The sequence below is a fragment of the Kitasatospora sp. NBC_01300 genome (assembly GCF_041435235.1).
In the GTDB taxonomy this organism is placed as follows: Bacteria; Actinomycetota; Actinomycetes; order Streptomycetales; family Streptomycetaceae; genus Kitasatospora.
In genome coordinates this window covers 1-22,833 of the sequence record NZ_CP108410.1, presented here as the reverse complement: position 1 = coordinate 22,833, position 22,833 = coordinate 1, and the positions used below count along the sequence as shown (strand labels likewise).

Below are 22,833 nucleotides of genomic sequence, written 5' to 3'. Positions count from 1 at the left end.
GACCCCCGTGACCCAGCTCCCGCCCGCACCGCCCGCGTCCCACTTCCTCGCCCAGGCCGGCCCGCACGCCACCGCCGCCAAGGAGCCGTTCCTCTTCCTCTACATCACCGAGAAGTGCCAACTGCGCTGCACCCACTGCTACATGGGCCGCCAACGCCTGGACGCCGAACGCCGCATGACCCCCGCCCAGGTCGAGCAGATCCTCGCCACCTTGCGCGTCGCATACGGCCAGTACAAGGTCTACCTCCTCGGCGGAGAGCCCACCACGCACCCGCAGTTCGACGAGATCCTCACCGTCTGCAAGACCCAGGGCTACAAGGTCGTCCTGACCTCCAACGGCCTGATCGCCCCGAAGGTCTGGCCCGCCCTCGACGGCCGCCTCGACTCCTTCTCCTTCTCCATGGACGGCGCCCACCAGGCCACCCACGAGGCGATGCGCGGACCCGGCACCTGGCGCCCACTGCTGACCAGCATGGCCCGCGCGGTGAACGCCGGCTTCCAGACCCGCGCCATCATGACCGTCACCACCGCCAACCGCACCGACGTCTTCGACGCCATCGACCTCGCCGAGACCACCGGCCTGGAGATGCTCTCCCTGCACTACTTCACCCCCACCGGCATCGGCGCCGACAAACCCCACCTCCAGATCCCGCCGCCCGAGTGGATGGAACTGTGCGAGCAGATCCGCCAAGCCGCCGCCGGCCGCCGCGTCCGCGTCTTCTACCCGCCCGCCTTCGCCACCCCCGACCAACTCCCCGCACTCCGCGCCGCCGGATACGGCGGCTGCACCGCCCGCAACCTGGAACGCCTGGCGATCTTCCCCGACGGCCGCGTCTACATCTGCAGCGCCTTCTTCGACACCGACCTCCACTACGGCGTCATCCGCGACGGAGCCATCCACCCCCGCCTCACCAACCAAGGCATCAACGAACTCACCCTCGTCAACAAGATCTCCACCAACTGCCTCAGCTGCTCCCACAGCTCCACCTGCGGCGGCGGCTGCGCAGCCTACGACCACCTCGGCAAGACCCTGGCCAGCAGCGACTGCGACCGCACCACCATCCCCGTCTGCCCGCTCTGGTCGACGCCCGCCGAGCAGTCCACCGAGAAGCGCTTGGTGGACCTGCGCTGAGGCCAAGGCTCCAGCTGGAGCACGTGCCCCACGCACCCGGGCTGCCGGGTGCGGGCGTCGTCCGACCTGTCGGCTGCAGGCCGCTGGTGGGGACAACGGAGCGCTGCCCACCCCAGATCCTCGGGGTGGGCAGCGCTCTGTTGTGCGACCGGTCAGGCCAGGCGCTCCACGGCGGCGTCCAGGCGGGTCAGGGTCCGCTCGCGGCCGAGCACCTCCATTGACTCGAACAGGGGCAGGCCGACCGTCCGTCCGGTCACCGCCACCCGGACCGGCGCCTGGGCCCTGCCGAGCTTCAGCCCGTGCTCGGCCCCGACCGCCTCCAGCTCGGCCTTCAGTGCGTCGGCCTCCCAGATTGCGCCGGCCAGTCGCTCGCGAACGCTGCGCAGCAGTGCCGTCGCGCCGACCGGATCCTTCATCGCCTTCGCCCAGGACGCCTCGTCGCGGACCGGGGTGTCCAGGAACGCGAAGTCGACCTGCTCGGTGATCTCACCCAGCAGTGCGATCCGGGACTGCGCGAGCGGGGCGAGGACGGCGAACACAGTCGGGTCGAACGCCTCCGGCTGCCACGGGGCCCGGGGCGCGGCCAGCCACGGCGCGCACGCCGCGGTGAACTGATCCACGGTCAAGGCCCGGATGTACTCGCCGTTGAACGAGCGCAGCTTCGCGACGTCGAAGAACGCGGAGGCGGCGTTGACGTCCTCCACCTTGAAGAGCTGCTCCAGCTCGGCGTACGGGCGGATCTCGACGTCGTCCTTCACGCCCCAGCCGAGCAGCATCAGGTAGTTGACCAGGGCCTCGGGCAGGTAGCCCTCCGCGAGGTAGTCCTCCAGCGCGACCTTGTCGCGGCGCTTGGACAGCTTCTGCCGCTTCTCGTTCACGATCACCGGCAGGTGAGCCCACACCGGGGGAGTGGCACCGAGCGCCTGCCAGAGGAGCTGCTGCTTGGGGGTGTTGGAGAGGTGCTCCTCGCCGCGGATGACCTCGGTGATGCCCTGGTCGATGTCGTCGACGACGTTGGCGAGCAGGAACACCGGTGAGCCGTCGCCCCGGGCGATGACGAAGTCCTCGATGGCGGAGTTCGGGAACGCCGGCTCGCCGCGGATCAGGTCCACCACGACGGTGGCTCCCTCGTCCGGGGTGCGGAAACGCAGCGCCCGGCCCTCCTCAAAGCCGAGCGCCCGGTCGCGGCAGAACCCGTCGTAGCCGAGCTGCTGCGAGCCGGTGCGCGTCGTCAGCTGCTCGCGGGTGCAGTCGCAGTAGTAGGCGCGGCCGGCGGTGTGGAGCTTCTCGGCGGCGGCGCGATGCAGGGGGGCATTGGCGGACTGGAAGTAGGGGCCCTCGAAGGCCCGGTCGCCTCCGTGGATGCCGATCGCGGCGAGCGCGCTGATGATGCCTTCGGTCCACTCGGGCTTGTTGCGGGCGGCGTCGGTGTCCTCGATCCGCAGGACGAACGTGCCGCCCTGCTGTCGTGCCGTCGCCCAGTTGTACAGAGCCGAGCGCGCGCCACCGACGTGGAACATGCCGGTGGGGCTCGGAGCGAATCGGACGCGAACGGGACGGGATGCCTCAGTCATAGACCGCAGGGTATCGGTAACGGGAAGATCACCCAGAGCGATTTCCGGGGCGGGCCGGTTCACCGGGTACCGGTGAGGTGCGGGAGAGCCATGTAGGTGCCGTGCTCGACGAAGCCGAGCGACCGGTACAGGTGCACTCCCTCGTCGGAGGAGCGCAGCTCGATCGAGGTGCAGCCGCGTGCCCGTAGGTCGGCGACGAGGGCGTTCATGCACTCGCTAGCCAGGCCGCGGCGCCGGAAGCGCGGGTCGGCGACCACGAGGTGGATCCGCGCCCACAGGCCCTGCGGGTATCCGGGCCCGCCGATGCCCCGGTAGACGGTCCCCACCGCGCACGCCGCGAGCGTGTCGCCGGTCTCGGCGACGTATCCGACCAGGTCCAGGTTGCGGCCGAGCTGGGACTTCATGTCGGCCAGGAAGGTTGCTCGCCACTCCGCCGTGACCGGCTCGCCGGCCAGCACGGCGACGCGCAGTCTCAGCAGCTCCTCTGCGTCCCGCGCTGACGCGGCACGCACTTCAGTCGCTGTACCAGCCTTCGTCTCCAGGGCCATCTGGTCACTCTCCCCGCTCTCGGCCCCACGTTCCAGGGTCTTCCGGGTGGTTGTCGCAGGCAACAGGGCAGGTCGTCTTCACATCTCTGCCCTGAATGCGGCATGGCGCGGCAACTGGTCGGAAGAACCAGTCGTGAGGGGATTCTCTGTTTCCATGAGGATGCTAAACAAAACTGTTAGCCTCTGGCATGGCCTTTTTGAGACTGCCTGCCCTGCGCTCCCGGACCACCCCGCCGACGCTCGCCAGCGGCGACATCGCCGCCCTGACCGGCCTGCACCGCAGCCGCATCTCCCAGCTGCTCCACACCCAGGACGGCACGCCCCTGCCCAAGCCCGACGGCGAGGGCAGCACAGAGACCAGACCACGCTGGAAGTTCGAGACCATCGCCCGCTGGTGCGCGGCCACCGGCCGCCGACTGCCACCCGAGACGGCCTCCTGGCTCCTGCCCGGCCCCGACGGCCCGCACCTGCGCCCGGCCGACTCCCGCACCCTGCACCTCTCGCCCGGCGACACCCGCAACGTCGGCCGCTTCGCCCCCCAGCCGGTCGACGTCCACGTCGCCCGCTACGACACCCCCGGTCACGACGCACCCAGCCTCTGGATCGTCACACCCCTCATCCCCAGTGAGACCGGCAGCCTGCTCGGATGGCCACGCCCGTGGGAGCGCGGAACCCCCCTCGCCCACCTGGTCCAGGACCTCATCACCGACCATCACGACCACGACCCCGACGACCCCGACACCCACCTGGGCACCCTGCTGCTCCTGCCCACCACCGACCGGCCGACCTTCACCGCCCCCGACACCACCGCCCGCTTGCTGGAGCTCTACTCCAGCGACTCCAAGCCCGACCCCAGTCGAGGCGACCTCCACGACCGGCTCCGCCGCCTCCACCGCCTGGACCGCCACGAACTCCAGGACCTCGTCACCGCGCTCGGCCACCGCCTGCCGCTGTGGCCCCCCGGCTGCGCCACCGCCGACCTGGTGGCTGCCGTCCACACCGACCCGGCATCCGCACCCCCCGGCGGCCAGCTACCGCCGACCCTCGCCTCCGCCTGGGCCTTCCACCAGCGCTGCGCCAGCATCGCCGCGACCCGCTCCGGCGCCCTCGCCGACTCCGTGCGCAATCTCGGAGCCGCCTGGTGGTCGACGTCCGCGCACGCCTGGCAGTCCCAGCTCGGCAGCAACCGAGGCGAGCTGCCGGCAGACGCCGACCCGGCCATCTGGCAGGTCCCGGTCCAGTTCAGCCTCCCCGACGCGCCCCGGCAGCAGGGCGACATGTTCGAGGGCCTGGAGTGGCTGATGGAGCAATCCCCCTCCCAGCGCCTGGCCGAGGACGCCCTCGCCATCTTCGGGGACCCCAGCAGCGTGGGCACCGCCGTCATCGACCTCGCCGCCCTACCCCGGCAGCTACGGGCGCTCCTGACCGGTCGCATCACCCCGTACGCCGAGCGGACCTCCAGCCTCCGGGCCCAGCGCGTCCTCGCCGAACTCGAAGGCCACCCACAGGCGGTCGCCCGTAGCGCCCTGGCCTCCTGGAGGCTGCCCGCAGGACCCACCTGGTGCGCCACCGCCGAGGAGACGTCCCTGTTCGCCTTCCACGTACCGCGCCGAACAGCGGCCCCCTACGAGTCCGTCCACACCCCGGCCGGGCACGACAGCCCGGTCCCCAAGCCCCCGTCCGGCGAACAACTGGTTGGCAGGCCACTGGAGTTGGTCCTGGTGCCCACCCAGACAACCGAGTCCGCGCCGAGGACGGTCGGCTTCGTCATCACCGACACCGACCAGGTCGTCATGCTGCCGGCCATCGGCAGCGCCGCGACGATCGCGGCGGCGATCGAGCACGTCACCTGGCACGAGGGGAAAGCCACCCTCATCCCCGGCATGATGCCGGCCCAGTCGGACCGCCTGGTGGCGGCCGTCGAGGCGCTCCAGACCACCGGCCCCGCGCTCGTCCCCTGGAACCAGCTGAGTCTGCTTGCCGACGACCACGAGCCGGACCGCGCCCACTGCCACTACTGCCGGAAGGAAGACGGCCCGGTGCTCACCACCCCGCCGGAACACCCGTCACTGCCCGGGCAGAGCGGCTGATCGCTGAGGTGGCGGCGCGCCTCCGACGAGGGGGCCGCCGTGGAGGCCGCGCACCCGATCGAAAGGGGCTGCTGCCCCGGCCGGTACGAGGGGAACACTCGCCCCTGCTTCACCCGGGAATGCCTCAGCGGACTGTGACACCAGCCGGCCCCGCGTAGAACAGCCCGACCGCAACGCAGCCGCCTCCGGCGGAACCCCTCCGTCGGAGGCGGCCTGCGCCCGCAGGCCGGGGCCTGGGGCAGGGCGTGTCTTCAGTACCCCGTCCCGTACAGGTGCTTGTCCCACTCCCGGGGCCAGACCCACTCGTACATCGTCCGCCGCGCCCAGTAGCACCGGTTGATGCCCTCCAGGACCCCCTCCGTCCCGGCCGGGGTCGCCGACAGCGCGTTCCAGCGGTCCAGCCAGTACCCGTCGGCTTGGCGGAACGCGAAGGTGCCCCGAGCCTTGCGCATGTCGGCGAACGTCGTGGACGCCTCGACCTCCTGCTGGAGCTCCAGGTACAGGGCCCGCCGCTGCGGGTGGGCGGTCTGCTGGGCGAGTTCGCCGAGCGCGGCGACGATCGTCGCCCGTCCTTCGGCGAGGATCTCTTCGGCGGTCGGGGGCGGCGGCAGGAGGGAGGGGCGCTCGCGGACGGCGGCGACGGCGGCCTGGTGGCTCTCGCCGGTCTCGGCGGTCCGGGCCCGGGCGGCGTTCTTCCGGGCGTGGTTCTTCACCATGTGGGTGTCCTAGCTGGCACCGGCCCGCGATCCGGGCCGCTGGAGGGCACCGGGACTGCTACGAGCGGGCGTTGATGCGGAGCACCGTCAGGACGTTGGTGCTGCCGGTCGCGGCCGTCAGCGGTCCGGGACCGACACACCGCACGGCCCACCGGCAGCGTATCGAGGCCGGCCGCACGGTGGGATGGATTCCGCCTCGTGGCGTGCCGCCAGCTGGACGTGGTGCGGCCGGTTCCCGGTCGGTGCCCGGGTTGCGAAGGTCACCGCCGCCGGGCCGTCGTCACCCGGTCCGGCGGTCGATGATGTGACGGGCCAGGGCCTCAAGGTGGGCGTCGATGCGTGCGGGGCGCCCTCCGAGAGCAGGCGCGAGGACGTGTGCGGCGAGCCAGCCTGCGGACAGCACCAGCTCGAACCGGCGAACCTGCGCTTCCTCGCCCGTGACGCGGGATTCGGCCCACAGGCGGCGGCCGGTACGGGCGACGTGCTGCTCGTATAGGGCGTCTCGGTCAACGACCCACAGCACCTCGGCCGCGATCGTCGCGATGGCCGCGGCGGTGGCGTCCGCCCGCAGTCCGAAGCGGGAGGGGTCGGCGCCGGCCTGCTCGTCGGCGGCGTCGGTGCGGGCGGAGAGCCAGGCGTCGACGCGCGCGCGGTCGAACTGGTTGACCGTGGCGAGGGCGGAGGCGGTGAGGTAGCCCAGCTCCAGGAGCAGGGGGAGGACCTCCGTGAAGGTGTCGGCGACCTTCGTCCAGTCGCGCAGCAGCGCGATCGCCGCCCGGCCTTCCTGCGGTGCCTCCCCTTCGTAGCTGTCCGCGAACGCTCCGGCCAGCACTCCGGGCATCAGCACGCGGACGGCCTGGAGCGCGGTGAGGCGGGCATCGGCACGCTCGGCGGGGGTCGGGATGGCGATCTGGGGGAGTAGGCCGTGCTCCCGCAGCCAGTGTTCGGCGGCGGCCCGCTCGAACAGCGGGCTGATGTCGGTGCCGCCGACGGGGCGCGGGAAGTCGACGTACCGCTTGCGCCAGTTGGCGACGGCGGCCCGGCCGGTCCAGGCCAGCTGGCCGATCTGGGCCAGGTTCACGCGGTCGGGGAGCAGGGCGGCAGTCACGGGGTTCCTGTTCGGGTCGAGGGGGCGCCGAAGACGGCGGTGGTGCGGGGGTCGGGGTGGGTGTCCATTCGCTCAGATCGGCATCGGCTGCAGGGACTGCCCAGCACTGTAGACCACCGTCCGGCCACGACTGAAATGATCAGATGATAGGTCAACTGCCCTGTTCAGAAGGCTTGTTGATCGCGATACGCTCGATTCACGGACACCCGAAGGAGCGATCCGCTTGACCAGCCCAACCACCACCATCACCCCCGCCGACTTCGCCGCCGCCCTCCCCCCGCACGCCGTCTCCGCCACCGTGCTGGTCACCGACCTCTCGGGCCGCATCCTGATGCTCCACCAGGCCCGCGCCTACCCCGGCCACCCCGCCTGGTGGCAGCTGCCCGGCGGACTCGGCGACCTCGGCGAGCAGCCCGCGCGCACCGCCCGGCGCGAGGTCGAAGAGGAGACCGGCCTGCTCCCGACCGGCACCCTGCGCCCGCTCGTCATCGACTACCGCTCCGCCGCCGACGGCTGGCCCCCCGTGATCGACTTCGCCTTCGACGCCGACCCGGTACCCGACGGCCAGCCCGTCCGGCTCAGCCCCGAGCACGACACCTACGCCTGGCGCACCTACGACCAGTGGCTGCCCCACCTGCAGCCCGAGCAACGCGACTGGTTCGCCTCCCTCTGGCACGCCCACACCACCCGCACGACCGCGCTGCTCACCGACGGCCGGGACGTCGCGGCCTCGACGGCCGCGGCGAGCGGCTGACCGAGGCCGTCGAGCTCCGGCTCACAGAGCAAGCCGCTCGCGCCGCTCCCTCAAGAGGGCGAGCAGCCCGCCGTCGGGCCATCCCGCCGTGCCGAACGCGGCGGTGGCCAAGGCGAACGCCAGCAGGGAGACCGTTCCGTCCGTCCGGGAGATCGGGCGGTGGTCGCCGGCGATCAGCGCGGCCACCGCGGTCTGGACGCCGTCGGGGTAGCGCACCCGCTCCAGCAGCACCACCAGCTCCTGCGCCACCCGCGCGGGCGCCGCCGGTGCGGCGGCATCACCGGGGCCAGCACCGGTTCGGCCCATCGCGTCGGTCAGCAGCTCTGCCAGCTTCAACTGCGCGATGTGGCGGACCAGGAGATCCTGGCCCGTGAGCACGTTCACCAGCGCGAGCGCCTCCGCGCCGTCCCGCCGCGCGCACGCTGCGACCAGGTCCACCGCGCACACCTCACCGGCGACCTGTTCGGGGGTCGGCCGGCCCGGAGTCCTGTGCATCGTCATGCCGTGCTCAACAGGCGGCCGGGGCGGCGGGTACCGGGGGCGGTCATCCGCTGCGCCGCGACCTTCACTCGATCGGGTGATCGAGCCTCCAGGGACGGGGTGACTCGCTACGGTGGGCGGGATCCGGGTGTCGACCGCCCGGTTCGGAGAGGGGCGCGGCGGTGGGACGTACAGCGGCAGTGATGACGGTCGCCCAGGCCCGGAAGGCAATCGGGGAGGCGGTCAGCGCCCGGATCACCGAGCTGTTCGAAGCCGACCTCGCCAGGATGCTCGGCAGCCGGATCGGCGAGATCTACGCCAAGACCTGGAAGGGATCCAGCCTGCCCGGCCACAACCCCTCGGCGGTCCCCCCGGTCCCGACCGCCGTGGTGGTATCTGATCCGGCCTGGTCCAAGCCGGGCGTCATCTTCACCTGGAAATCCGAGCGCGAGGAAGCACCGCACTTTCGCATCAACACCCCGCCGGCCTGGACCACCCGCATCGCTCACCGGGGGTGGGCCGTGATCGACGGACTCCCGGTCACCGCAGTCCTGGAGTGGGACGACGACCGGCGCCCGGTCCTGATCCAGACCGTCGAACTGGACGGACACTTCGACAACAGCATCCACGGCTGGCGGGCCTGGGCCTCCAACGCCGTCCGCACCGTCGACTGGACCGACCCTGACCACCCTGCCACCGCCCCGCAGCAGCAATCGGCGCGCTGACGAACCGTACGACCAAGAGAGAGAAGGGTGACGATGGACGAGGAATCCGCGATCGCGAGCGCTCGGCAGGTCTGGCCCGAGGCGGAAGGGTTCGAGCGAGCTCCGGGCGGCTGGACCTTCCGCGTAGGAGGCGGCTACGCCTGGATCACAGACGCCGGCCAGGTGGCGACCGATCCCGAAGGCCTACGCAGCCACGCAGGTCGGCGCATCGCGGCCAACGGCACACCGACCACCAGCCGGTAGCCTGCTGGACACGGCTCCCGGCAACTTGCACGACCCGGGAGCCGTGCTGAAGCCAGGACGCCGGACGCCCTCGCACGTCGGGCCCGGTCGCCGGCACGTCGGACATCGTGCGTACGGCGACCGGGTGGCCGCCCATCGCAGCGGCCGGCCAGGAACGGGCCGAGCCCCGTGGCCGGAAGACGGCTCGGCCTACCGATCGCCCTTAAATCATCCCCTGGTCCGCCCGGCTGGTGGTCGGCGGGCCGACGCACCGGTTGTGGGCGGGGCCGCCTATCATCTCGGGGTGCCCGAGATGATCACCTCCGAAGACGCTCCCGCCACTGCTGTCACTGCCGAGGAGCCGCTGCACCCCGACTTCGTGATGCCCGACCTGGACGAGACCCTTGCCCCAAGGGCTGCCCTGGAGAAGTGGGATGCCGATCTCCGTGCCCAGGCCCGGGCCGCGTACCCGGAGGAGGGGCAGTGGCTCGAACGGGCCTGCTACCCCGGGCCGGTGCCTACCGTCCCTCTCGCCGGGTACGACGGCACCTTCCTGCCCCCGTCGGTTGCCGCCCGCCGTACTGAGCCGCCGGATCTGGCCCGTTCGGTAGGAGGAGCGGCCCATCTCGTCACCAAGGCGGCAGATGGCATGTCCGCGGCCGGAAACTCCCAGGTCAAAGCCCTGGCGGTGGATAGCCAGCCAGGTCTAATGTTCCGGCCACGGCGGTCCCACCACAGCCTCACTGGACCGCCGAGCAGAGCAGCCGTGCCATGACCCGGCACGGCTCGCCTCCCGCCGGCCGGGCCCCTCGGAGCGCTCCCCCGTCGCTCCCGGGCCCGGCCGTCTGCACTTCGTGGCCGGGCCCGGGCTCGCCGCCCAGCACCGAGCCCGCACCGCCCCGGAGGAACCGGCCACGGCCGCCGCCGCGCCTGGGCTACCGCCCATCGTCCCGCCGGGTGGTGGGCTCGCCACCGTACCGAGGCGGTGGACGTCACCGAAGCCCGGCCGGTCACCATGGGCGGGGTGCCATCTCAGATCCCGCTCTGTCGAGGTGATACTCGGCGACCGCGTCGAGCAGCGCGGCATAGGGCCGCCCGCCGCCGACTATGCGGTGCCAGCGGCACCCTTCCAGCCGATGCGGGCGGCCAGATCCTTGTACTCGTACCACTCGCTCGCCGCGACCGCCTGCACCTCCGCGACGAACACCGTCCATGCGGGATGTGACTGCAGCGCGGTCGCCCTCTCCCAGAGTTCGACCGCGAGCTCGGGCATCCCGCCCGCCTCGCGGCACTCCAAGTTCGAGGCCCATGCCGTCAGGATGGGACTCAGCTGGTCGGGCTTGATCAGCCGGGCGCACGGGATGACCGCCGCCTTGGTGAGAGACTCCGCCGAGCGGAAGCTACCGGCCGAGGTGAGGATGCCCGCCAGGAAGTCGGTGAAGTAGTCGCAGGGCCGCCCTTCGATGATGTGCGCCTGCTGGAGCGGGTGCAGGCTCGTGAACTTAACGGCGAGGGCGGGGATGCGGCCACGGAGGGCTTCCACTCCGACCAGAGAGTAAAGAGGGGTCAGCCCCGGTGCCAACGACCAGGAGGCGTTGTTGGCGGGGAGGGTCGAGCCACGCTCGACGTAGGTTCCGATCTGCTCGCACACCGACGCGTCCAAGGCGTCCGCGAACACCTCGAAGCTGCCGAGGCGCCCGAGCACCTTGACCTGCTGCTCGATGGGAAGCCCGTTGAACGCCGGCATCGCCTTGACGACGGCCTTCTGCGCGGCCTCCCGGTCGTGCTGGGCGAAGGCGACGAGGCAGAGCGCGTGCCGATCGGCGGCGACGCTCGCGGTGATGCCACTGTCCTCGGGCACCGGCAGATCCAGCATGGCGTGCTTGGCCGCGATGCCCACGATGAGCTTCCAGGAGCTGGACTTCACCCGCTGCGCGAACATCTGCACCAGGTAGTCGGCGTTGCCCACGAAGGACGGGTCGCTCACGTGCGCGATGTACCGTTCGAACACCTTTCGCCCCTGGGTGGGCGGGTGCACCAGCAGGGCGTCCAGCGCGGTCACGAGGTGGGCGCGTGCGTAGTCGCCGGTCGGGGCGAAGACGTCCCCGAGTGCGTGGAGGGAAGGGTGTGCGCAGAGATTGCGGTCCTGCTTCAAGCGCAGCAGTTGCCGGTGCTCGATCCCGTCGATCAGCTCCAGTTCGAGCGCGTGCTCCAGGATCTTCTTCTCCAGGTCCTCCACGATCTTGATCGCCTCGGTGTCGAGCTTTCCCCGGGCCTCGTCGAGCTTCGCGGTGATCGCGGTGGCCTTCCCGTCACCGTCCTCAGCGAGTTGGTAGAGCTTGTGGATGATGTCGGCGCAGACCGCCGTCCAGGTCGCCACGATGGCGGCTCGGGGTGTGCCGGTGCTGTGGCAGCGGTAGGCGTCCGCGACCAGCGGCCGGACCTCCGGGTACCAGACTCGGTTGATGCGCTCTTCCAGACTCAGCACCAGGTGCTCGCCGTTCGCTCGGGCCCGCGTGGTGCGGGTCGGCCCGGCAGTCGGCCGGGCGCGGAGTTCTCGTCCCCTCATGTATAGGGGGAGGACCGTTGGCCGGGCATCGCCTTTTCCGGAACCGGCTGGCAGCGGCGAAGCGAGCTGACCGGGGCCAGGGTCGCCATTCCCGTGCCGGTCCGCGTTACCAGCTCCGGGGAGCCTGCGGACTCCGGTACGCCTCCCACAGCGGCGCCCGGCCGCCACCGCGCCGATAAGGGTCGCCGGTCAGGCCGACGATCCGGTGCTGCGCCACGGTGACGGTCCGGTGGCCGTGCGCCGGACGGAAGCGAAGGGCGCCTCGGCGGGAGTCCCAGCCCTCCGGGTGGCCGAACAGGGTGTGCAGGCTGGTGTCACCGGCCGGCCCGCACTCGACGTGCAGGCGCATCACCTGCCAGTCGTGGGAAGGCTGCAGCAGGGTGGTCAGCTGCGGCGGCGCCGCCTCGTTGTCGGTGTCGTCCGGCACCCAGGTCCACCTGCCACTGCGGAAGGCGTCCTGCCACATCGCGGTGGAGGCCGCACGGTGCCTCTCCGACCAGTGCGGCTGTTCCTGGGTATCACGGGCGGCGCGCTCCGCCGCGCGGGCCGTGCGGACCGCGGCCGACGGTTCGGATGAGGCCCCGTCGGCCAAGACGTCCTCGGGAAGGTACGGGTAGACGGTCCGCAGTAGCGCGAGGGCGCTGGGGCCCGGGTCACTGGTGCGGGCGTCGTCCGGGCCGCCGGGCGTGATCCGGCCGCTCTGGTAGCGGGCATGCTCGACGGCCTGGTCGGCGGCGTAGTGCGGGACGGAGAGCACCACGGCCTGGCTGGCAGTGCGGTTGTAGGGGTCGGCGTCCCGCTCGTCGGGGACCGTGGGGCCCCTCTGCGGAAACTGCGAGAGGTACGCGAGTTCCTCGTCGCCCGGCCTTGTCAGGGGCCAGTCCCGCACGAGCAGCAGTGTCCGCCCGTCCTCTTCAGTCGCGCTCACATCGAGGGCGTCTTCGAGTCGGGTGCACCACGTGGTGACCGCCTCCCTCCACCACAGTCGCAGCAGTTCGTCAGCCCAGGCCGCCGGCGTCGCGTACGAGCCGGCCGGGACGCGGGCAGGGGTGGGAAGGACCGTGACGTCCCGGACCCGGGCAGCGCCCCAGCGTTCCTGCGCCGCGGTCAGGGCGAGGGTGACCGCAGCCTCTGCGCACCGGCCCTGGCGCCGGGCGGCACTCCAGACCGCGCGCACCAGCGGCCAGAGCGAGGTGTGCGCCGGGCCGTACCGGTACTCGCGGCCGACGGCGGTGTCCAGGGCGCGGGAGGTGGCGTGGACGGCCGGGTCCTCCGCGACCGTGTCGCAGGCCCGGCTGATGGCAGCCGTCGTGTCGGCGGCCGGCGCGGCGGCTTGGTAGTCGGCCAGGGCCAGGTTCGATCGCTCGATCACCGCGGTCCAGGCCGCGAGAGCGATCCATGCCTGCTCTCCGACCTCGTCGTGGTCGAGCCAGGGCTTGAGCAGCGCTCGCACGGCCTCGTCGTCGTGGTGGGCACCGGCTGCCAGGGCGCGGGCGTAGCCGGGCCAGGTCCTGAGTCCGGAGCCGCCGACGAGGGACCGGGCCCGGTGGTCCGCCTCGGTGATGGCCAGGCAGGCGGTCCACAGGCCGCGTACCGGGTCGGGAAGGGCGGCGGCCGGTACGCACTTCGCGCAGACGCCGTCCAGCAGGTCGAGGAACGGGACCTCGATGTTCTCGTCGGCCTTCAGGCCGTGGGCGTGCGGGCACCCGCCGCCCCAGCGGTGCCGGATCGGGTTCGGGGTGGCGACGTGCCACTTGCCGCTGCCCCGCCGGGCCAGCGGCACGGTGGCGTCCAGGATCGCGGGGAGGTCGACACCGGCTTGCTCCAGTGCCCCGCGGTTGGGCGACGCGGCACCGTGTCGCTGGCTCACCGTTGCTCCCTCCGAAGGCACTGTGGTCAGCGTAGCTATACCGCCGGGGTGTTCTGGCCCGTTGAGGACACCATGTGATGCCCACGTGCGGGGCACGGGGTGCGACACCTCGCCCACCTGGGGTAATGATTCGAACAAATAATCGAACAAGGTCTACGCTGGCCACACCGGAGGGGAGCCGGACCAGCGACGAAGGGGGCTGACCGAAGGGCCGGAGGTGACGTGGTGGTCGCGCATCTGCACGTCGCCTCCGGCTATTCGGTCCGTTTCGGTGCCGCGCTTCCTGGGCTGCTGGCCGAGCGGGCGGCCCAACGGGGCCTGAGCGAGCTGGCCCTGACGGACCGTGACACCGTGTCGGGGGTGGTCCGGCATGCGAAGGCCTGCGCGGCGAACGGGCTCCGGCCGCTGTTCGGGGCGGACCTCGCGGTCGGTCTGGTCGAGCAGCCCGAGGCCGCGGCGCGGCGCCGGACGCCGGCCAGGGGCGGGGCGTTTGTGGACGAGTCCGCACCGCGGGTCACGCTGCTGGCCCGTGACCGGACCGGCTGGGCCAACCTGTGCACCCTGATCTCCACGGCGTGGGCGGTGCGGGCCGAGCGCGGTGGCGGCCAGCCCGTCGTTCCGCTGGAGGTGCTCGCCGCCCACGCGGAGGGCCTGACCGCGCTGGTCGGCCCCGCGTCGGAGCCGGTGCGCGCGCTCGCGGCCGGCCGCCCCGACCGCGCCGCCACCCTGCTGGCGCCGTGGCGGGAGTGGTTCGGCCCGCACCTGCGGCTGGAGGCGGTCCACCTGCGCCGCACCGGTACCGGCCCCGGCTCCCTGCGCCTGGCCGCCCGCACGGTAGGCCTGGCCTCCGAGCTCGATCTCCTGCCGGTGCTCACCAACGCGGTCCGCTACGCCGACGCTCGCCAGGCCCCCGTCGCCGACGTCCTCGACGCGGCCCGGCTGCTGCGCCCCGTGCAGAGGGGGGCGACGTGCAACGGCGAGCGGTGGCTCAAGGACGTCGGCGCGATGGCGGAGCTGGCGGCCGAGGTGGCGCAGGCGGCCGGGCTGGGACCGGCCGGCGCCCAGCGGCTGCTGGCGGTGACCGCCCGGACGGCGGACGAGTGCCGCCTCGACCCGGCTTCGGATCTGGGGATCGGGCGGGTGCATTTCCCCGAGGAGGACCGGCTCGGCATCGCCCCGGGGACCTCCGCGAAGGTGCTGCGCGAGCGGTGCGAGGCGGCGATGGTGACCCGCGGGTACGCCGGTGATCCCGCAACCGAGCTCAGGCTCCGGGAAGAGCTCGATGTGATCAGTGGCCTCGGGTGGCCCGCGTTCTTCCTCACGGTTGGCCAAGTGGTCCAGGACATCAAGGAGTTGGGCATCCGGGTGGCGGCGCGCGGGTCGGCTGCCGGTTCGCTGGTGGTGCACCTGCTCGGCATCTCGGTGGCCAACCCGGTGGCCAACGGGCTGATCATGGAGAGGTTCATGAACTACCGGCGTACCAGCCTGCCGGACATCGACGTGGACGTGGAGTCCGCCCGGCGGATCGACTGCTACCGGGCGATCCTGGGCCGGTTCGGGCCCGAGCGGGTCGCTACTTTGGCGATGCCGGAGACCTACCGGGTGCGGTGGGCGATCCGCGACACCGGGATGGCGATGGGCATCGACCCGGCCGAGATCGACCGGCTGGCGAAGGCGTTCCCGCACATCGCCGCGAAGCACGTCCGCTCGGCGATGGCAGAACTGCCGGAGCTGCGCCAGGTCGCCGCCCAGGCTGACCGGTACGGGGACCGCTTCTGGGACCTCGTCGAGGGCCTGGACGCACTCCCGCGCGGGATCGCGATGCACCCGTGCGGCGTGCTGCTGTCCGACAGCTCGCTGCTGGCCCGCACCCCCGTGATGCCCACGCCCGGAGAGGGCCTGCCCATGTCGGTGTTCGACAAGCACGACGTCGAGGGCGAAGGCCTGGGTCTCCTGAAAATGGACGTCATCGGGTCCCGCACGCAGTCCGCAATGGCGTACGCGGTACGCGAGATCGAGCGCACCACCGGCGTCCGGGTCGACCTGGACGATCCCGAGCAGGTGCCGCTGGAGGACCCGGCCGCCTACGAGCTGCTTCGCGAGGGAGAGTCCCTGGGGGTCTACAGCCTCGATAGCCCCGGCCAGAGGGACCTGCTGGGCAGGTCCCAGCCGACGGTCTTCCAGGACGTCGTGAACCAGCTGGCGTTGTTCAGACCGGGGCCTCTGGCGGCGGACATGGTGCGGCCGTACCTCCTGGCCCGGCACGGGAAGCGCCCCCCGCAGTACCCGCACCCCGACCTGATCCCGTCCTTGAAGGTCACCTTCGGCGTGCTGGTGTTCAACGAGCAGGTCGCGCAGACATTTTCGGTGCTCACCGGCTCGGATCTGGCCATGGGGGAGGAGGCCCGCCGCGCACTGGGCCAGCCGGCGCGGGTGCCCGCGCTGGAGGCGTGGTTCCGCACGCGGGCCGCGGCGGCCGGGTACGACCAGCGGGTCATCGACACGGTGTGGAACATGGTCATGGGCATGTCAAGCTACGGCTTTGCCCGGTCTCACAGCCTCGCGTTCGCGGTGCCCACCGTGCAGTCGGCCTGGCTCAAGGCCCACCACCAAGCAGCCTTTTACGCCGGCATCCTCGAAGCAGCCCCGGGGATGTACCCGCTACGCCTGCTGCTCGCCGACGCCCGCCGCCGCGGTGTGCCGGTGCTTCCGGTGTGCGTGGAGGCCTCCGAGGCAGGCTACCGGGTCGAGGCCGGGCCGGACGGCCGGGCAGGCCTGCGGATCGCGCTCGCCTCGGTGAAGGGGATCACCGAGGAGGAAGTCACCCGGATCACCGCGGCCCGCCCCTTCAGCTCGGTGCCGGACCTGTGGGAGCGGGCCCGCCCGTCCCTGCCGACCGCCCAGCATCTCGCCCGGATCGGCGCACTGGCCGCAGTGCCGGGTGGCCACCTGCCACGCCGGGACCTGCTGCTGCTCCTGGACGAGCTCCACCACGGCCGCCGGAGCACCGCCGTCCCGGACCAGCTCGCCCTGCCCGCACCCGCCGAGCCGCCCGCGCCGAGCGGCCTGCCCGTCATGACCCCCCGGGAGGAGCTGGCAGCCGAGCTGGAGGTGATCGGCCTGGACGCCTCCCGGCACCTGATGGCCGAGCACCACGCGCTGCTGGCCGAGCTCGGCGTCACCCCCTCCACCCGGCTGCGCGAGGTCGAGGCAGGGGAGACCGTGCTGGTCGCCGGGGCGAAGGTGGCGATCCAGACACCGCCGCAGAAGTCCGGACGCCGCACCATTTTCATCACCCTTGACGACGGCGCCGGCGGCCTGCCCATCGACTTGGCCTTCTTCTCCGGACCCGACTCCGAGGCGGCTGCGCACACCCTCTTCCACTCCTGGCTGCTGGTGGTGCGCGGCCAGCTCCAGCACCGGGGGCGTTCCCTCTCGGTCGTCGGGCACCGGGCCTGGGACCTCACCGCCCTTGCCGAAGCCCGCGCAGAGGGCGGCACCGCCGGCGTCCGCGCCCTGCTCGCCACGCCCACTGATCCGGGGCGCGACGACGACGGCGCCGCGGACCGAGCCCCCGACGGCCGGCCGGGCGGACCGGGCCGAATGTGGCACGCCTCCCAGGGTTCTCCAGGGTGAACGCCGTGAACGCCTGCACGAGCGCGAAAGCGACGGTGCTGCACCTTCGCTGCCACCGGCCGACCTTCGAGACCTACCGGCAGACCTTCGCGGTGCTCGCCGACATCACCCCCGTCATCCAGGCCCTCCCCCCGGACGCCGTCCTGCTCCAACTCGCCGGTGCGGTCAAGTACTTCGGGCAGTCCCCGGCAGAGCTGGCTGATCTGCTGCAGACCCGCCTGGCCGCCCGGTTCGGCCTGGTCAGCACGGGAGGACTCGGCGCCAGCCGCCTGTACGCCACGATCGCCGCCGACACCGCCCGACCCGGCACCATCCAGGTCCTGCCCGAAGACCCGGTCACCGCCCGGGCCTTCCTCCATGACCAGGACGTCCGGCTGCTGCCCGGCGTCGGCCCGGCGCTGGAACGCAAGCTGCGCCGGTACGGGATCGACACGATCGGGGAGCTCGCCACCGTCCCGGTGGCCACCGTCCAGAGGATCGCTGGCGCCGCGACCGGACGGCTTCTGGCCGAGCGCGCCACCGGCACCGACCGCCGCACCATCACCCCGGCCGGACCGCCCGCCACCATCACCTCCACCCGCCGATTCAACCGCGACGTCCTCGACCCCGACGAGATCCGGCGCGACCTCCTCGCCCTCGCCCTCGACCTCGGCGCCCGGCTGCGCACCGCCGGCCAGGGCGCCCGTACCGTCGAGCTGCAGGTCACATACGCGGACCGGTCAGCCACCACCAGGTCGAAGACCCTGGCGGAGGCGACCGGCCACAGCCCGGTCCTCCGTGACGCGCTCTATGCCCTGTTCTCAGGGATGGGGCTGGAACGGGCCCGAGTACGAGCGGTCACCGCCAGAGCGGGCGGCCTGACCACGCGGGCCGTGAGCGGAGTTCAGCTGACCTTCGACGCGACCACCGAGGCCGCCCGAACGCTGGAACCCGTCCTGGACCGCGCCGCCGCGCGATTCGGCACAGGCACCGTACGCCCTGCCGCACTGGCCATGCCGCGAGCTGGACAGAACGACATCACCGCAGGTCGGAGTGCGGAAAGTGTATGGACGAGGCCAGAGAGGCGGGCATAGAGTGCGACCCCAAGATCCACACAGAAGGAGTGCGCCGTGACGGACGAGACCCAGCCCTCCGTGCGCTCCGGCCGGCCGCCCGGCATCCGCACCGGCGACGACGGGATGACCGATCGCCAGCGAGCGGTCATCCGGTGTATCCGAGACTCAGTCCAGCAGCGCGGATACCCGCCGTCCATGCGGGAGATCGGCCAGGCCGTCGGCCTCAGCTCGACCTCCTCGGTGGCCCACCAGCTGTCGGTTCTTGAGAAGAAGGGTCTGGTGTACAAGGACCCGCACCGCCCGCGGGCGTACTGCCTCTCGAACTACCGTCTCGGCATCGTCGGCGCCCCCGCACCTGCTTCAGCCCGCCCCTCCACCTCGTACGTGCCGCTGGTCGGCCGGATCGCCGCCGGTGGTCCGATCCTGGCCGAGCAGACGGTGGAGGACGTCTTCCCGCTGCCCCGTCAGCTGGTCGGCGAGGGTGAGCTGTTCGCCCTCACCGTGCGGGGTGACTCGATGATCGAGGCCGCCATCTGTGACGGTGACTGGGTCACCGTCCGCCGCCAGCCGGTGGCCGAGAACGGCGACATCGTGGCCGCGATGATCGACGGCGAGGCCACCGTCAAGCGCCTCAAGCGCGAGACCGGCCGGGTCTGGCTGATGCCGCACAACCCGGCCTACGAGCCCATCCCCGGCGAGACCGCCACCATTCTCGGCAAGGTCGTCGCGGTACTCCGCCGCCTCTGAGTCTGACGACCTTAGAGGCCAGGGAGAGCCATGAGGCCAGTTGTCCAGACCTCTAGTGGTCAGGTGCTCCCGGCTGGCCGGAGCCTGTCTGGCGACCAAGGCGAGTACTTTCGGTGACCTTTAGCCAGTCGGAGGCCTGACTCCGGACCTTCAAATCCATAAAGCCATCCAATTGCCCAATTGCCGCTTTTTCGCCGCCGTTGCGAATATATTCAGATGCCATGGGTGCGGGATTATGAACAACCTCTGGTAATTCCCTGCAGGAGAGGCCGCCCGGGTGCTGGCGGCGTCGGCCAGGTCAGTCATGAGTGGACGCGGACCACGGCGGCGGCGGGGGGCACCCTTCATGCAGCTCGGCTTCGTGCGACAGGCCCGGCCCGGAGCAACCAGCTGCCAGTGGCTCGCGGTCCGTTTGGGCGGATCGGCCGAGCGACCGAGGCCGCTGGCGATCCGTGCGCATCACTGTTACTGCCCGCAACAGTGATGCGCAGAGGGGACCCGTGCCCCCGGGATGACGCCCACCTTCTGCAGGAGCATGAGCAGCCGCGGGCCCCGGGGTCCCAGACGCTGCCCTCGTCCAGATCGCCGCGCCGGCCGGGCGACGTCCAGGTGCGAAGGCATCGTCCCCGCAGGGGCGGCCGGGCCGATCAGGCGCGATGGACGGTGCGGATCACCGTGATCCTCAGCAACAGTGATCCGCTCTGCCGCAAGACAGCTGCAGGTCAACGGCGGAAAGCCTGGAGGCCGACCGCGGCCAGCGAAGTCTCGGCCAGGCGCTTCACGATGGGCCTTACATATCAAACGGGATATGTTCGTGCATGCATCTCCCGAGGGCCCCTGGTGCGCCCTCGGCGGGGGCAGGGATGCTGCCTGTAGTTCATATCAATCCGCACATGGTCCGCGCATACATCTCCGCCCGCATGTGCAAAGGCCATGGTGCCAGGCCCAGTTGGGGATCGTGGCACCATGGCGGACCGCTCAGCCTCGGACTACTCGGAGGTCTGGACGCTGACCTCGCCCAGACCGTTCTGCCGACCGGGATGCGACCTCCAAGCGCGGAGGTCGCATCTCAGGTGTGGGGATGGCCAGAGGCCAGGTGACGAGGTCGGGGTCTTGCAGGACCGCCGAGGCGTGACGAGCACTGGGGTAGCGCGCGAACAAGGGATGGATCCGGACTTGGCCCCGCCGTCGGATCTCGGGCGGGTCGATGAGGCCACGCTGCGCCAAGCCTGTGAGTGCGCGGCTGATGTTCGGCTGCTGCACGCCCAAGCGCTTTGCCAGCTTGGCCTGGGTGATATTGACCAAACCGCCGAACTCCTGCCGGCTGAACAGAATGTCCAGGACGTCCCGCTCCGTTGAAGTGAGCTTGGCGTTCGGCAAGTACTCGTGCGCCAGAGAGTTCATCCAGAACTCTTCGTGAGGGGTCTGAGGGATTCCTTCAGCGGGTGAGCTCATCAGGCCGCCTTCTTCCCGGGAATATTGATGACCTTCTTGGCCATGAAATCCTTGCCGATTTTGGCAATAACCTTGGCGGAGTAATCGGTACCCCATCCGAATGCCCAGGTCGGGTTAACCTGGTATGTGCCTCGCGCGACCTTCCAGACGAAGTTCTTGCGATCTAGCCTAACAATCGCCCGCGAGACCGTGGTCTGGTTGCACTGCAGCGTTACAGCGAGGGCTGCCTGCGTACCCCTCCAGAGACCGTCCCGGTCAGCGTCGGCCGTCATGTTGTCGAGGACCGCGCGTTCCTTGTTCGAGAACTCGAACAGATGGATGTTCCGCAAGAGCTGCTTGTCGATGCCCGCCCAGCTGCCACCCTGCGTCGTGGCCTCACGCTTCTTGGGCTTCTTGGTGTCTGCGATCAGCGTGAAGCCGAACCCTGGGTTGGCTTCGTGCAGCTTCTGCAGGCTGTCACCAAGGATGTCTTCCAGCCCGTTGGTGACCTTCTGAGCTGGGGTCTTGCGGCGCCGGCCAGGCGTGGACTCCGTCACCGGCCGTCCTCTCTGTGGTCCTCCAGAACGGCTGAGAACATATCAGACGGCATATGAAAAGGCCTGCATCTCGCCTGCATCTCGCCGTGTCGTCCGCCCTCGGGGTGAGGACAACCGGCCGTTCGAGGTCGCCGTGCAACCCCGTGCCTCTCTTGGTGTGCCAGTCCGCCGATCTATGCAGGTAAGGGATGCATGCAAATGCGTCCCACAGCAGCCCGTTCCATGCGCCCCTGAGTGCATATAACTTTTGCGTTTGCCCAGGTCACAGGCGTGCCCCCATCTTCTAAAGAAGAGCAACCCACCACCGCGGGCCCTCGTGCGCGCGAGGCCAGCCAGCGGTGCGTCCGGCTGTTGCCGGTCGCGGTTGGTTGGGGTGGTGGTGGGGGGTGGCCGGTGTCGGTGGGCTGTCGTCCGGCGGGTGGCCGGTGGCCGGTGCTGCGCGCTGTCGTCGGGCCGGTGTTGGTGCCGGTGGTGGGGTGTTCTCAACTGGGTTGGTTTGTCTGGGTGTTGGAGCCGGGTGTGTGGGTGGGTGTGTGAACTGCCGTGTGTGGGTGGGTTGTTGGTGGTGGTGCCGGTGTCGGTGCTGCGCCCGGTCGTCAGGCGGTGCCGGTGGGCTCGGTGCTGTGCCCGGTGCCCGGGGTGGCTGTGCTGGTGTCTCGTCTCGGTGGTGGGTGGGAGTCCGGTCTCCGGCCAGCGGTGCGCCCGGGCTGGCCGGTGGCCGTGGTGGTGTCGGGTGGTGCCCGGGCGGTGGCCGGTCGGCCCCGGGTGGCGGGTGGTGGCGTCTGCTGCTCCGTGGTCCGGGGCGGAGCCCGGTTGGTGCCTGCCGTGCCGGTGGCCGGTCGGTGCTCGCCCGTGGTGCCCTGTCCGTGGGGGTGGCCGGTGCTGCGCCCGGGCGGTCGGTGGCTGGCCCGGTCGTCCTGGTGGCCGGTGGCGGTCGTCCCGGTGGGGTGCGCGCCGTGCGGGGCGGAGCCCTGCCGTGCCCGGGGGCCTGGTGGCCCTCTGGCGTCCCGGGGAGGGCTCTCTGCGGGCCTGCGGCCGGAGGGGGCGCCGTGGGGCCGCTGGGGCCCGTCCGGGGCGTTTCCGGGCCTGCCTGGGCCTGGCCCGTTCCCCGGGGTGCGCGTCCGGTCCGGCCGGTGCGGAGCCCGGCCTCCCCACCCCGGGGGCGAGGACGGCCCGTCACGGGCCCGTGGAGGGTTCACCCCGGCCCGTGGTGCCCGCGCCCGCCCCCGGGCCTCCCGTGCCCCGTCCAGGCCCGTCACGGCCCCGGCGCCGGCCCCCGGCGCCGGCCTCCGGCCCTCCCGCGCTGCGCCCCGGCCTCCGGCCTCTCACCCGAATTCACGGCAAAGGGCCGGTCCAAGGAATTCCGGTGAATCGTCAACGCGCATTCCAGTCGAGGGCGGAGCCCCGACCGGCAACCCCCAGGGAAGGGCCCCAACCAAGGAAACGCGGTGAAACGTCAACGCCACCCCCACCACCACACCCGCACCCCCCAACGAATGCGGCGGAGCCGCATTCCAACCACCCCACCCCCCGGCGGAGCCCGGAGCCCCCGGGCACCACGCACGGTGACGGCGGAGCCGTCACCCCCGCACCACGGAGCCGGAGGCTCCGCCCCG

Annotated in this window: 18 protein-coding genes; 9 read left to right on the top strand and 9 right to left on the bottom strand. The window is 71.5% G+C overall.

All coding sequences use genetic code 11. The features are described 5' to 3' along the window. Positions 1-7 precede the first annotated feature (7 nt). Positions 8-1,132, top strand: coding sequence for a radical SAM/SPASM domain-containing protein (locus OG556_RS39960; RefSeq protein WP_331731294.1), 1,125 nt, complete (start codon positions 8-10; stop codon positions 1,130-1,132). A 152-nt stretch (positions 1,133-1,284) separates the two neighbouring features. On the opposite strand, the gene gltX is transcribed toward OG556_RS39960, so the two are convergent. Both gltX and OG556_RS39950 read right to left on the bottom strand, forming a co-directional pair. Next, entirely contained in the window at positions 1,285-2,706 is a 1,422-nt protein-coding gene (gene gltX, locus OG556_RS39955) for a glutamate--tRNA ligase (RefSeq protein WP_331731292.1), read from the bottom strand. Positions 2,707-2,765: 59 nt separating this feature from the next. After that, on the bottom strand, positions 2,766-3,254 hold the full coding sequence (locus OG556_RS39950) for a GNAT family N-acetyltransferase (protein ID WP_331731289.1): 489 nt from the start codon (positions 3,252-3,254) through the stop codon (positions 2,766-2,768). Positions 3,255-3,451: 197 nt separating this feature from the next. On the opposite strand from OG556_RS39950, the gene OG556_RS39945 reads away from it, so the two are divergent. Beyond that, positions 3,452-5,344, top strand: a complete 1,893-nt coding sequence (locus OG556_RS39945) for a hypothetical protein (RefSeq protein ID WP_371523230.1) — start codon at positions 3,452-3,454, stop codon at positions 5,342-5,344. 251 nt (positions 5,345-5,595) lie between these two features. On the opposite strand, the gene OG556_RS39940 is transcribed toward OG556_RS39945, so the two are convergent. Beyond that, positions 5,596-6,060 (bottom strand): hypothetical protein, encoded by a 465-nt coding sequence (locus OG556_RS39940; protein WP_331731284.1) that lies wholly within the window; start codon positions 6,058-6,060, stop codon positions 5,596-5,598. A gap of 280 nt (positions 6,061-6,340) precedes the next feature. Next, positions 6,341-7,168: a hypothetical protein gene (locus tag OG556_RS39935; protein ID WP_331731281.1), complete on the bottom strand. Its 828-nt coding sequence runs from the start codon at positions 7,166-7,168 to the stop codon at positions 6,341-6,343. A gap of 223 nt (positions 7,169-7,391) precedes the next feature. Between OG556_RS39935 and OG556_RS39930 the strand changes: the two genes are divergently transcribed. Then, positions 7,392-7,922, top strand: coding sequence for an NUDIX hydrolase (locus OG556_RS39930; RefSeq protein ID WP_331731277.1), 531 nt, complete (start codon positions 7,392-7,394; stop codon positions 7,920-7,922). A 21-nt stretch (positions 7,923-7,943) separates the two neighbouring features. On the opposite strand, the gene OG556_RS39925 is transcribed toward OG556_RS39930, so the two are convergent. Beyond that, positions 7,944-8,423: a hypothetical protein gene (locus OG556_RS39925; protein WP_331731275.1), complete on the bottom strand. Its 480-nt coding sequence runs from the start codon at positions 8,421-8,423 to the stop codon at positions 7,944-7,946. Between the two features lie 182 nt (positions 8,424-8,605). Between OG556_RS39925 and OG556_RS39920 the strand changes: the two genes are divergently transcribed. From OG556_RS39920 to OG556_RS39910, 3 genes are all read left to right on the top strand, one after another. Then, positions 8,606-9,127: a hypothetical protein gene (locus OG556_RS39920; protein ID WP_331731272.1), complete on the top strand. Its 522-nt coding sequence runs from the start codon at positions 8,606-8,608 to the stop codon at positions 9,125-9,127. A 33-nt stretch (positions 9,128-9,160) separates the two neighbouring features. Next, positions 9,161-9,370 carry a hypothetical protein gene (locus tag OG556_RS39915; protein WP_331731269.1) on the top strand — a complete coding sequence of 70 codons (210 nt, stop codon included), beginning with the start codon at positions 9,161-9,163 and terminating at the stop codon, positions 9,368-9,370. Between the two features lie 283 nt (positions 9,371-9,653). Next, complete coding sequence (locus tag OG556_RS39910) at positions 9,654-10,124, top strand: hypothetical protein (RefSeq protein WP_371523227.1); 471 nt, start codon at positions 9,654-9,656, stop codon at positions 10,122-10,124. Between the two features lie 330 nt (positions 10,125-10,454). Here the strand turns inward: OG556_RS39910 and OG556_RS39905 are convergent, their stop codons facing one another. Continuing rightward, complete coding sequence (locus tag OG556_RS39905) at positions 10,455-11,837, bottom strand: hypothetical protein (RefSeq protein WP_371523225.1); 1,383 nt, start codon at positions 11,835-11,837, stop codon at positions 10,455-10,457. 187 nt (positions 11,838-12,024) lie between these two features. Continuing rightward, positions 12,025-13,788, bottom strand: a complete 1,764-nt coding sequence (locus OG556_RS39900) for a hypothetical protein (protein ID WP_331731261.1) — start codon at positions 13,786-13,788, stop codon at positions 12,025-12,027. 222 nt (positions 13,789-14,010) lie between these two features. On the opposite strand from OG556_RS39900, the gene OG556_RS39895 reads away from it, so the two are divergent. Genes OG556_RS39895 through lexA form a run of 3 tightly spaced genes read left to right on the top strand, consistent with a single transcriptional unit; the run spans position 14,011 to position 19,226 of the window. Then, positions 14,011-17,424, top strand: a complete 3,414-nt coding sequence (locus tag OG556_RS39895) for a DNA polymerase III subunit alpha (RefSeq protein WP_331731258.1) — start codon at positions 14,011-14,013, stop codon at positions 17,422-17,424. Positions 17,425-17,429: 5 nt separating this feature from the next. Then, positions 17,430-18,497, top strand: coding sequence for a hypothetical protein (locus tag OG556_RS39890; protein WP_331731256.1), 1,068 nt, complete (start codon positions 17,430-17,432; stop codon positions 18,495-18,497). A 36-nt stretch (positions 18,498-18,533) separates the two neighbouring features. Continuing rightward, entirely contained in the window at positions 18,534-19,226 is a 693-nt protein-coding gene (gene lexA, locus OG556_RS39885; RefSeq protein ID WP_331731253.1) for a transcriptional repressor LexA, read from the top strand. Positions 19,227-20,204: 978 nt separating this feature from the next. On the opposite strand, the gene OG556_RS39880 is transcribed toward lexA, so the two are convergent. Then, positions 20,205-20,630, bottom strand: coding sequence for a MarR family transcriptional regulator (locus OG556_RS39880; protein WP_371523223.1), 426 nt, complete (start codon positions 20,628-20,630; stop codon positions 20,205-20,207). A gap of 50 nt (positions 20,631-20,680) precedes the next feature. Next, the gene (locus OG556_RS39875) at positions 20,681-21,217 is read right to left on the bottom strand and encodes a hypothetical protein (protein WP_331731250.1); all 537 of its coding nucleotides are present in this window, start codon (positions 21,215-21,217) and stop codon (positions 20,681-20,683) included. Positions 21,218-22,833 lie beyond the last annotated feature (1,616 nt).